Below are 11,828 nucleotides of genomic sequence, written 5' to 3'. Positions count from 1 at the left end.
ACATCCCGGTCCACCACCTCATCCCGCGCCCGCCACACCGTCCCCATACCCCCATGACCCAACCGCCCCACCAACCGATAACGCCCACCCACCAAGCGGCCGGAACCGGTCTCCTGACCACCGGGAGCCGGTACCCGCGCGGGCGGTTGTACGGGCGGATGTCCGGGCGACGCGGACGGGGACGCGGGAGCGGGCCCCGGCGCGGCGGACTCCGGTGATTGCGGGGAGCGCTGCGGAGAGCGCTGCGTGGAGGGGGACACCGAGGCGGGAGGGGAGCCGGGAGCCGGTGCCGGATACGGGTTTCCCGGGGCCGGCGTCTGCGGGGCGTTCGGGGGCCTGAGCTCGTAGCTTGTGGGCTCGTTCGCCCGTCCTCGGTCGTTCGTCATGCCCTCATCCTGGCCAGAATCCGGCGCCGGATGCCACCGGCGACCGGGAGCGGATGCAGAGCCGTGACACGGGAAGCACGAGGACAGGACGGCCGGCCGACGGGCGTTCGCGGACGCGGTTCCGGGCCGTACGGCATGGTGTATCGGCCATCTCCGTACACCTGGACGCCTGGACACCTGTGCAGCAGGACACCCGGGTGCCCGGACACCTGAGCGCCCGGGCGCCGTTCACGGGCCGGGCGCCGCGGGAGGCGCGGGAGGCGCGGGAGGCGCGGGCGCCGCGGGAGGCGCGGGAGGCGCGGGCGCCGCGGGAGGCGCGGGAGGCGCGGGCGCTGCCGGTGCGTGGGCACCGCGGGTGCGCGGGCACCCCTCTCACTCCCTCGGCCGCCAGCTCGCGAGCATCGTGTCGAACAACTCCCGCGTCTCGGCCCAGTTCTCGGTCGGCCCGGTCAGATAGAGCGCGTACCCCGTACCGTCGTCCCCGAAGTACAGCTGGTCCACGCCGGAGCGTTTGCCGGGGAAGGTCGTCCGCTCGGTCCAGGTGAACTCCCAGAGCGTGGAGTCCGGCCGGCCCCGGAACCCGTTGGTCTCCAGCGACACCCGCCGGTAGTCCGGCAGCCGCTGGAGGTCCTTCTCCAGGGCCAGCGCATGGGCGTACGGGGCCTTGAAGTCCGGTTCCGGGTCGATGCCGATACGGAGGCGGTGAAGCCCGTCGTCAGGTGTGTAGTCGATCTGGTCGCCCTGGGTCCTGCGTTCCCAGCCGTCCGGTACGAACAGGCTGAAACCGGCCGGGTCCTGGACACGGCGCCAGCCCGCCGGGACGTCTCCGGAACCCTCCGGGAGACCGCCGGAGGTCTCCGGGCCACCGCTGGTGCCCGGGCGTGCGGGGTCCGCCGTGGTTCCAGGGGTGCCCGGCGGTGCTCCCGGGCCGGGCGTCCGGGTGACTCCGGGGGTGGATCCCTTGTCCGTACGCCCCTTGCCCCGCTCGCCGCTGTCGTCGCCCGCGTACCGCATGAGCACCAGCACCGCGCCGACGCCGATGACCAGCGACAGGGCGACGACGGCCGCCGTCCTCCGCAGTCGCCTCCCGCGCCGGGTCGCCGAGGCCACGGTGCCGGGGGCCGCTGGGGGGCGGGCCGCCGGAACACCCCCGGTTCCGGGCGGAGGACCGTGCGCGGGAACGGCAACGGCAACGGGATCGTGAGCGGGAAGGAGAACGGAGGCAGTGGCCGGGGCGGGCAGCGCGTCGCCGGCGGGGGCGGCTTCGGGGGACCCGGGGGCGGAGGCGTCGGAAACCGGTACGGGCGTCGGCGGCGGGTCCGGCTCCGGACGCGGCCGGCGCCGGGTGGCCGTCGGATCGGACGCCCGGTCGGGTATTCGCGCGGGGACGGTCGGCTGCTCCCCGCTCCTCAGCTGCTCTCTCAGCTCCTCCAGCGCGTCCTGGAGCATCCGCTCCGCCTCATGGGCGGGGAGCCGGTCGGCGGGATCCTTGCGCAGCAGCCCCGTGATCACGGGTGCGAGCGGACCGGCATGCGCCGGAGGGAGCGGTTCCTCGTCGACCACGGCCTGCATGCTCGCGATGGCCGACGACCGGCGGAAGGGGGACGCGCCCTCGACCGCCGTGTAGAGCGTCGCACCCAGGGACCAGAGGTCGGACGCGGGACCGGGTTCGCCGCCCCGTACCCGCTCGGGGGCCAAGTAGTCGATGGAACCGACGATTTCCCCGGTCCGGGTGATTGTCGCGTCCCCCTCGATCGCGGCGATCCCGAAGTCCGTGATCAGCACCCTGCCGTCCTTGCCGAGCAGTACGTTCCCGGGTTTGACGTCCCGGTGGAGCACCCCGGCCGCGTGCGCCGCGCCCAGCGCGCGCAGCACCTGGAGGCCGATGCGGGCGCCCTCCAGCGGGCTGATCCGCCCGGATTCCCGGGCCGCTTCGGCGAGCGACGAGCCGTCGACGTACTGCATCACGATCCAGGGGCGCGTGTCGTGTTCGAGCACATCGTGCACGGTGACGACCCCGGGGTGGCTGATCCTGGCGGCGGCCCGGGCCTCCTTCTGGGTACGGGCGTGGAGCACCGCGCGATCCGCCTCGGAGGCGTACATTCCGGCGGTCAGCTCCTTGACCGCGACCACCCGGTGCAGCACCTCGTCATGAGCGCGCCACACCCGGCCCATACCGCCCCTGCCGATGGACTCGCCGAGTCGGTACCGGCCCGCGAGCCGTAGCCCCGCGCTTGTTTTCTCCGTCTTGTCCGTGTTGTCCAAATCCCCCGCCCCCGTTGGTCCGGTGAACCAGGTTACGGAAGGGGCCCCTGGGCAGGAACTTCGGCTTCGTCACTGTTCTGCCCGGATGCCCCGTGGCACCGGGTACCACCCCGACGGCGATTGAGGCGGGGGATCGGGGCAGCGCCCCCGGCGGGCAGCCCGCTCCCCCGGACCACGTCCGTCCTCGAACGGCCGGACGGGCTGAAGTGGCGCACCCGGCCCCGCCCCGGAACACCTGACCGGCCGGGCGCGAACCACCGGCCGGGTCCTGGCGGGTCGGGGTCCGTGCGGGCCCGGGAGGCCCGGCGGGTCGGGGGCCGGCGGCTGGGGCCGGACCGGCTTGCCCGCCCGCTCCGGCTCGCCGTGCCGGTTGGTCGGGGCGTGCTGCCGGGCCGCCCGGCCCGGGTCGGCCCGCGTTCGCTTGCCCGCCCCGGTTCAGCCCGCCGCCCGATAGGTCCCGACGGCCTGGTCGTACGCCTGCGTCACCTCGTCGCGCCGGTCACCGGGGCCGATCACCTGGATCACGTGGTACCGGCCGTCGATGACCAGCGCGCGATTGCGGACGTACACCTCACGGCCGCTGCTGTCCCGCCAGGTGAACTCGCCCTCCGCCATGACCTGTCGGCCGACCTCGATCCGGCGCAGCCCGGACGACGTGGCCCAGGAGGAGGCGCGGAACGGCTGGAGTTCCCGCTCGCGGTCGCGCTGATAGTCCAGCGGGTCCTCCCCCGCCGACTTCACCATGTCCCGGCCGGGTACGACGATCAGGATGAAGTCGCCGTCGCTGTAGCGCACTTGACCGGCGTCGTTGATCGGACGGCGCTGCCAGGATTCGTCGACGGCGATACGGAAGCCCTCGGGGTCGCTGCGCAGGGCGAAGCCGTCCGGGAGGTCTCCGGCGGGGGCGGAGGTCTGGGGCTGCCGGGAGCCGGGAGCCCTGCTGGACTGCTCCGGGGCCGTGCCGGTACGTCCCGGATCCGGGACCTGGCCCGGGGCCGGGTCACCGGTGGCCGTGGGGCGCGTGCCGCCGCTGCTGCGCGGCGCGGAACCGTCCTCCTCACCGGCCCTCGGCAGGAACAGCACGGCGTACGCGACCGCCGCTGCCATCAGCAGCAGGACCAGCAGCACCAGCGTGCGCCCGAGGGACCTCGGGCCGCGCCGGCGTTTGGCCTTCCTGTGGCGGTGGCGGCCGTGTACCACCTCGGCCGAGCCGGAACGCCGTCTGCGCACCAGCTCGCCCCTGCGGCGCACGACGGGAAGCCTGCTGCCGTCCACCGCGCTGGAGGGCAGCGGCACCACGTCCATCCCGGCCTCGGGCTCGGGCGCGGACCGGACCAGGGAGCGCAGCCAGCCGCGCAGCTCCTCGAAGTCCGGGCGCTCGGTGGGGTCCTGGCGCAGCAGCGATTCGACGACCGGGCGCAGGGGGCCGCACTCCTCGGCGAACGCGGGCGGCTCGGCACAGACGAGCTGGACCAGTTCGGCGGCGTTCTCCTCCGGGTAGGGCGCGTGGCCCTGCACCGAGCGGTAGAGCAGCGCGCCGAGGGCCCAGAGGTCGGTGGCGGGGCCGACGGGCGCCGCCAGCTGCCAGTTCTCATGGACCGGTCCGGCCTGTTCGGGGGCCCAGCGTTCGGTCACCGCCCCGACGACGGCGATCCGGGCCTGGCGGGCCCGCTCGGCGGCCAGGGGGGTGGTGGGTCCCCGGTACACGGGGGTCTCCGGGGCGCCGGCGGCCTCGTCCCAGCCGCCCGCGCGCGGCTGCTCCACGGCGGGATCCGGGCGGCGCTGGGAGTCCGCCCGCAGCGCCTCGCGCCCGGCGCCTCCACGGTCCCAGTTCCCGGGCGCGGGCGCGGCGGACTCACGCGGGCCGGTCGTCCGGGGCAGCGCCGGGGGCCGGTACGGGTCACCGGAGCCGGGCCCGGAACCGCCGCCACGGGCCGCGGGAAGGGCCGGACCGCGGCCACCGCCGGGGGACGCGCCACGGTTGTTCCGGCCGTGGCCGGGCTGCCCGCCCGCGGGCGGATACCCGGGGGACGCGCTGATAGGGGGCGCCTCGGCGCGCGGAGCCCCGGCCCGGTGCTCGTCGGCGCCCGGCGGGCCGGCGCTGGGTGCGTCGGCCGGGGGTACGCCGGCCTGAGACGGGTCGGTGCCGGTCGGACCGTTGCCGGAGAGGACGCCGGACCCGCGGCCGGAAGCGGTGCCGCCCGGCGGGAGGGCCCCCCGGACGCCGTAGGGGTCGTTGTCCCGGTGGGGGTTCCGGGGCTGGGCGGCCGGGAGGAAGCCGCCGCCCGCCGGAAGCGGAGGGGGACCGTCCTGCCCGGGCAGCGGGCCGTCGTGCCAGGCGCCGGCGAGCCGGGGGCGCCCCGGGCCGCCTGCCCCGTACTCGTCGTCGAACCCGTCCGGATCGTCGTCGTCCTGCCCTTCGGCCCCGCCCTGCCCGTACGGACCGGGTCCGGTGCCCGGGCCGTTGCCCCCGCTCCCGACGGCGTACGGGGGTTCCTGGGGGCCCTCGCCGGGCTTCCTCGCCCACCAGTCCGGGTCATGGCCCGTCTGCACCGGAGGGCCGTCCTGGCGTCCGCCCGAGCGCATGTCCTGCCGCTGGCCTTCGCTGACGCGGGCGGCGGCCCGGGCACCCGCGCGGTACGCGGCGATGGCACCCGCCCTGGCAGCCCGTGCGTCCGGCGCACCGGAGCCCGTCACGGCGTTCGGGTCCTGATGACCCGGGTGGTCCGGCCGTCCGGGGTCGCCGGAAGGGTGCGCCCGCTGGGAACGGTGTCCCCCGGCGCGGCCGTCCCCGCCCCCGTTGCCGTCGCTGTCCTGGTTCTCGCCCTCTGCCTCCCCGTACGCGCCGGGGTCCCCGTAGTCGGCCGAGCCCGTCGCGTCGCCCTGCCCGTCGAAGTCGCCGGGTTCCCCGAACTCACCGTGGTGCTCCTGCGGCTCGGGCACGGGGGCGTACCCGCACAGGGCCTCCTCCGCCGCGCCGGACGCGAGTCCGGTCAGCACGACCCGCCCGTCGTCACAGACGAGGACGGTCCTGGCGGTGATGTTCCGGTGGGTCCAGCCGTAGGTGTGCAGGGCACGCAGGGCGGTCAGGACATCGGAGGCGACCTCGGCCGCGCGGTAGGGGCTGAGCGGCTTCTCCGCGAGGAGCGCGGCGAGCGGACGTCCGGCGACCCGCTCGCTCACGATCCACAGCGAGCCCTCCTCCGCGAACACGTCGAAGACCTGGTCCAGGCGCGGATGGTCGGGAACCTGCGCGGCGGCCTGGGCCGCCTCGACGGCCCGCAGCACGGCGGGGTCCGTGGGCCGCGGTGTCGAGCCCGCCTTGCCCCGGCGGGGAGTCGCGGGACCGGCCCGGCCGTCGGGGTCGACGACCTCGGCCTCGATGATCTCCGGCAACGGCACCTGCCGGACGAGGACTTCCTGTCCGCTGTAGGTGTCAAACGCGCGTGTCTCCGCGAATTCGTACGCGTCGGACGGGGGCGGCGGCAGACGATAGCGGTCGGCCAGCACCCTTCCCGTGTAGTCGTCCATGTCCCGCCTCCCCTCGTGCGGCGCCCGGGTGCCGTCGGCCGCGGCGGCCGTGCCCGTCCGGCTCCGCGGCGGGCCACCGAGCGCGTCCCCGGCGCCGGCACGCGTCCGCGCGTGTCAACTCCGGTCGCTCAGTGACCTTTTACGGCTGCGTACCGTCCGCGACCTCTCACGATACGTGTCCCTGGTCACTCCTTGGGCTTGAATGTGCCGAACGCCGTGTTGCGCAGCGTTTTGCACTCCTGCCCGTCCCACTCACTCACTTTGCAACTGATCATGATCGAATAGCCGCGCTTGTCGTCCACCTTGAAGCCGCGGTTGAGGACGCGCATCCGCTCACCGCCGTGTTCGCGCTCGAACTGCCAGTCGGCGACGGTCGGATAGCCGTTGTACTCGACCGGTTTGATGCTCAGCTGCTTGAAACCGTCGCTGGAGGCGCGGGTCACGGCGACCGCGGCGGCCCAGGCGGCTGCCGCGTCGTCCAGGGGACTGTCGTTGAAGTCGACCTGGACCCGGGGAAACGCGCCCTTCTCGGCATTGAAGATCCCGCCCGAATTCACCCCCGCTATATCGGTCATGGTGAAGCCCTCGGGCATCGCCATAGTGAATCGGAACCGGTCGTTCGACACCAGCTCGTACCCGTCGGGCAGGCCGCCCTTCGGCTGATTGTCGCCCTTCGGGGTAGCGGGCGCCTGCCCGCTGCCCGCCGGGGCGGGGGTCTGCTTTCCGGTGCCCTGGGGCTGCTCCCGGCCCGCGCCCCCGGGCTTGTGGCCGCTGCCCGGAGTGGTGGCACCGGTCGAGGCGCCCGGGTCGCCCTTGGGGCCGCCCCGGTCCTCGGAGTCACCGTCGTCGCCGAGCGTCAGATACAGCACCGTGCCCAGGACCGCCAGGACGACCACGACGGCGACGATCACCAGGGTCCGGCGCGGCACCACGTCCGAGAGCGGCGCGCGTACGGGTGCGGCCCGCTGAACCGGCGGCTCCGGCGGCTTCCGCGGCGAGGCGTCGGCGGGGCGGGCGGAGTCGGCCGCCGGGGCCGCCGCCGCGTTCCGCACGGACCGCAGGGCACCGCGCACCCGGTCGGCCGCCGGGCCCTCCGGCTTGGGCGGCGGCGGTGTGATCACCGGCAGCGCCATCGCCCGGGTGGTGTCGACGGGCGGCTCCGGCTCCTCGGGCGCGTGCACCACCTTGGTGAGCAGCGCCCGCGCGCCGACGTCGTCGAGTCGCTGGGCGGGGTCCTTGGCGAGCAGGCCGTATATGACCTCCACCAGCGGGCCCGCGTTCTTCGGCGGGTCGAGCGGCTCGGTCATCACCGCGGTCAGCGTCGCGATGGCGGAGCCCTTGTCGTACGGGGGCGAACCCTCGACGCTCGCGTACAGCAGCCCGCCCAGCGACCACAGGTCGGCGGCGGGGCCCGGCCGGTGGCCCCGGGCGCGCTCGGGCGAGATGTACGAGGGCGCGCCGACGAGCATGCCGGTGGAGGTGATGGACGGATCGCCCTCGACCTGTGCGATACCGAAGTCGGTGAGCACGACCCGGCCGTCGCCCGAGATCAGCACGTTGGACGGCTTCACATCCCGGTGGAGGATGCCCTCCCGGTGCGCGGACCGCAGCACATCGAGGATGGCGAGGCCGACCTCGGCGGCCCGCCGCGGTGTGAGGGTGCCGTCCTCCCGGATGACCTCGGCGAGGGACTTGCCCTCGACCAGTTCCATCACGATCCACGGCCGGTCGTCCTCGTCGACGACGTCATAGACGGTGACGGCGCTGTTGTTACGGATCCGGGCGATCGCCTTGGCCTCGCGCAGCGTCCGTGTGATGAGCCGTCGCTTCTCCTCCTCGTCGATGCTGTTGGGGAAGCGCAGTTCCTTGACGGCGACGGTACGGCTCAGGGTCTCGTCCTCGGCCCGCCACACGGTCCCCATTCCACCGCGCCCGAGCACTCCGCCTAGCCGGTACCGCCCGGCGAGCAACCGCCCCTCGGCCTCCCGCCCCGACCGCCACGCACGATCGTCGCCCCGCCCCCCGGCCCTGGCGGGCCGCTCGGCGGCCGCCCCACCGGCTGCGGCTGCGTCCTCCTTGTCCATGGAGGCGGCGGCCTTGGGCTTGTCCACGGGGGCGGCGGCCTTGGCGTCGGCCGGGGTACCCGCCGTGTCGGTGGGCGACGTGTCGGTGGGCGACGTGTCGGTGGGCGCGCCGGCCGACGCTCCCGCCCCGGAGCCGGTCCCGCCGACTTCTCCGGGAGCGGACGCACCAGCCGCGCCATCTGCCCCGGCTGCCTCGGTCGACGTACCGGACGCGACGTCAGCCTTGTCCACGGACGCGTCCGCCCTGGCAGCGGCCGGGGTACCCGACCCGTCCGCCGGCACACCGGCCGACGCACCCGCCCCGGACCCGGCCACCCGCGCCGCGGACGCGCCGGCAGAGGTCCCGGGCTTGTCCTCGGAAGCAGCCTCACCCGGCCCGGAGCCGGTCCCGGCACCCCGCCCGAACGCGCCGGACTCCGCCCCCTGGCCGGACGTCCCATCCGATGTCCCAGGCTCGGCCCCGGCCTTGTCCACGGACGCGTCCGCCCTGGCAGCGGCCGGGGTACCCGACCCGTCCGCCGGCACACCGGCCGACGCACCCGCCCCGGAGCCAGTCCCTTCAGCCTCTCCGTCAGCGGGCTTACCAGTCCTGTGTCCGGCCCTCTCAGCCTCACCGGCGGCAGACGCACCAACCCTGCGTCCGGCCCCCTCAGCCTTTCCGGCGGCGGGCGCATCAGCCTTGCTTACGGCGCCTTCAGCCTTTCCGACGGCGGCCGTGCCCCGGCCGGGGGCGGCCTTCTCCGCCCCTGCGGCGGAGGGCGTACCCGTCCCGGGGGCTGCCGGGCCACCGTTCCCGCCCCCGGGCCGCTCCCTTTCGGCCGCACCGGACTTGGCACCGGCACCTGCCTCGGCTGTCCTGGCCGCGACCGCCCCGGAGCCATCCGTCCCACCGGCCGAATCCCCGGCCGCGCCGGACTCGGCTCGTGTCTCCGGGCCGCCGCCCGGCTCGTCCGTGGCCCGGCGACGGCTCGACGAACCGCCGCGCGACGCCCTCGGGGCGCCCTTGGCCTTCGCTCCGGCCCGGTCCGCCTCGGCGGCCCCGGCCTGCTCGCCACCGGCAGGCTTCGCCGCACGCTCCGGGCGAACCCCGGCCGCCGTGGCGGACTCGGGCTCACCGTCGTCCCGACCCGCACCCCGCCCGGCGCCCGAGGCGGACGGGACTCCGGACGCGCCGGAGGCATCAGATGGATCGGTGCGGCCGGGGCGGGCCGCCGCGGGCGAAGAACTCCTGGGAGGCGCGGGCTTGGGGCGGGGCGCGGAAGCGGAGGACTTCGCACCGGCGCGGGAGGACGGCTTGGCCCCACCGCCCGCCGACGGCTTGGTCCGGGTGCCGGACCGGCGTCCGGACGAGCCCGCGCGGGCGGACTCCTTGCCGGACGCCTGGCGCGGCACCTCGGGGCGAACCTCCTTACCGGAGCGGGTGCTTGTGTCGTCCCCGGTGGGCGCGGGCCTGCGGGGGTCCTGGGGCGGGGAGCCCAGGCGCTCCTCGGAGTTGTCCTGCTGGGGTTTCCGCGACTGCTCTGCCTCCGACATGCGTCCCCTCTGCGATCCCTGGTCTTCGCCCGCGCCTGCCGCTCCCGCGCCATGCGGTAACACGCCCTGGCAGAGCATTCATTGTCCCTCACTCCGGGACCGGCACCGCTTCCGGGTCCGGCGCCCACCAGGGGTGGTCCGGAGTCGGTGACCCCCCACCATGCCACTACTCGGGGTGAAGTTCACCGCCCGGCTGGTCGGGGACCCGGATCACCGCTCGGGCCGTCGGACCTCAGGGGACCGCTGGATCACAACGGCACAATGTCCCGCGCCCCCAGCCTCGCCGCGTCCGCCGTCAGATCGTCCGGCTGGCGCTGCGACTCCCGTTCGGCCTCCACCCGCTTCTCGTAGTGCTCGATCTCCTTCTCGATCTGCTCCTTCTCCCAGCCCAGCACGGGCGCCATCAACTCCGCGCACTCACGGGCGCAGCGCGTACCCCGGTCGAATGTCTCGATGGAGATCCGGGTGCGCCGGGTGAGTACGTCGTCGAGATGGCGCGCGCCCTCGTGGGACGCGGCGTAGACGATCTCGGCCCGGAGATAGTCGTCCGCGCCGGTCAGGGGCTCACCGAGGGAGGGGTCGCCGGCGATGAGGGCGAGGATCTCCTCGGTCAACGACCCGTACCGGTTGAGGAGATGTTCGACGCGGACCACATGGAGGCCCGTACGGGCGGCGATACGGGCGCGGGCGTTCCACAAAGCCGCGTAGCCCTCCGCCCCGACCAGGGGGACGTTCTCCGTGACACAGGCGGCGACGCGCTGGTCGAGGCCGTGGACCGCCTCGTCCACCGCGTCCTTGGCCATCACGCGGTACGTCGTGTACTTGCCGCCCGCGACGACCACGAGCCCGGGGGCGGTGTGGGCGACGGTGTGCTCGCGGGAGAGCTTACTGGTGGCGTCGGACTCACCGGCGAGCAGGGGCCGCAGTCCCGCGTACACCCCCTGGACGTCGTCGCGGGTGAGAGGAACGGCCAGCACCGAATTGACATGCTCCAGCAGATAGTCGATATCGGCGCTGGAGGCGGCCGGGTGCGCCTTGTCGAGATCCCAGTCGGTGTCCGTGGTGCCCACGATCCAGTGCCGTCCCCAGGGGATGACGAACAGAACCGACTTCTCGGTCCGCAGGATCAGCCCGGTCGTGGAGTGGATGCGGTCCTTGGGGACCACGAGGTGGATGCCCTTGGACGCGCGGACATGGAACTGTCCCCGCTCGCCGATCAGCGCCTGGGTGTCGTCCGTCCACACACCCGTCGCGTTCACGATCTGACGGGCGCGGATCTCGTACTCCCCGCCCGCCTCGACGTCCTGGACACGGGCGCCGACGACCCGCTCGCCCTCGCGCAGAAAGCCGATGACGCGGGCGCGGCTGGCGACATGCGCCCCATAGCTCGCGGCGGTCCGCACCAAGGTGGCCACGAAGCGGGCGTCGTCCATCTGCGCGTCGTAGTACTGAAGGGCGCCGACGAGGGCGTCCTTCTTCAGACAGGGTGCCACCCGCAGCGCGTGCCGGCGGGAGAGATGGCGGTGGACGGGCAGTCCCCTGCCGTGCCCGGACGAGACCGACATGGCGTCGTACAGCGCGACGCCCGATCCCGCGTACAGCCGCTCCCAGCCCTTGTGCTGCAAGGGGTAGAGGAACGGCACGGGCTTCACCAGATGCGGCGCCAGCCGCTCCAGCAGGAGCCCGCGCTCCTTCAGCGCCTCGCGGACGAGCGCGAAGTCCAGCATCTCCAGATAGCGCAGCCCGCCGTGGATGAGCTTGCTGGAGCGGCTCGATGTGCCCGACGCCCAGTCACGCGCCTCCACCAGCCCGGTGGAGAGACCTCTTGTCGCCGCGTCGAGCGCGGTGCCCGCACCGACCACTCCGGCGCCGATCACCAGCACGTCCAGTTCCCGCTCGGCCATCCCGGCGAGTGCCTGGGCGCGCTCCTCGGGTCCCAGTGTCGCTGTCCTCACTGCGCTGCCTCCCGTCGCCCCCGTGTGCCCCGGATGGGGCTCTGTCACTGCCGCGGCCGGGCCCGCACCGCCAC

General features: G+C 74.6%; 4 protein-coding genes. All 4 read right to left on the bottom strand.

Annotated features, from left to right (window positions below; translation table 11 throughout):
- Nucleotides 1-758: 758 nt before the first annotated feature.
- Nucleotides 759-2,561 carry a protein kinase gene (locus ACIBCM_RS19865; RefSeq protein ID WP_399244912.1) on the bottom strand — a complete coding sequence of 601 codons (1,803 nt, stop codon included), beginning with the start codon at nt 2,559-2,561 and terminating at the stop codon, nt 759-761.
- 525 nt (nt 2,562-3,086) lie between these two features.
- Nucleotides 3,087-6,182, bottom strand: coding sequence for a protein kinase (locus tag ACIBCM_RS19860; protein ID WP_399244879.1), 3,096 nt, complete (start codon nt 6,180-6,182; stop codon nt 3,087-3,089).
- A gap of 185 nt (nt 6,183-6,367) precedes the next feature.
- Entirely contained in the window at nt 6,368-8,497 is a 2,130-nt protein-coding gene (locus ACIBCM_RS19855) for a serine/threonine-protein kinase (protein ID WP_399244877.1), read from the bottom strand.
- A gap of 1,550 nt (nt 8,498-10,047) precedes the next feature.
- Nucleotides 10,048-11,754 (bottom strand): FAD-dependent oxidoreductase, encoded by a 1,707-nt coding sequence (locus tag ACIBCM_RS19850; RefSeq protein WP_399244875.1) that lies wholly within the window; start codon nt 11,752-11,754, stop codon nt 10,048-10,050.
- Nucleotides 11,755-11,828 lie beyond the last annotated feature (74 nt).

The organism is Streptomyces sp. NPDC051018, from assembly GCF_044456085.1.
GTDB lineage: Bacteria > Actinomycetota > Actinomycetes > Streptomycetales > Streptomycetaceae > Streptomyces.
This window is presented reverse-complemented; position numbering and strand designations above follow the sequence as displayed.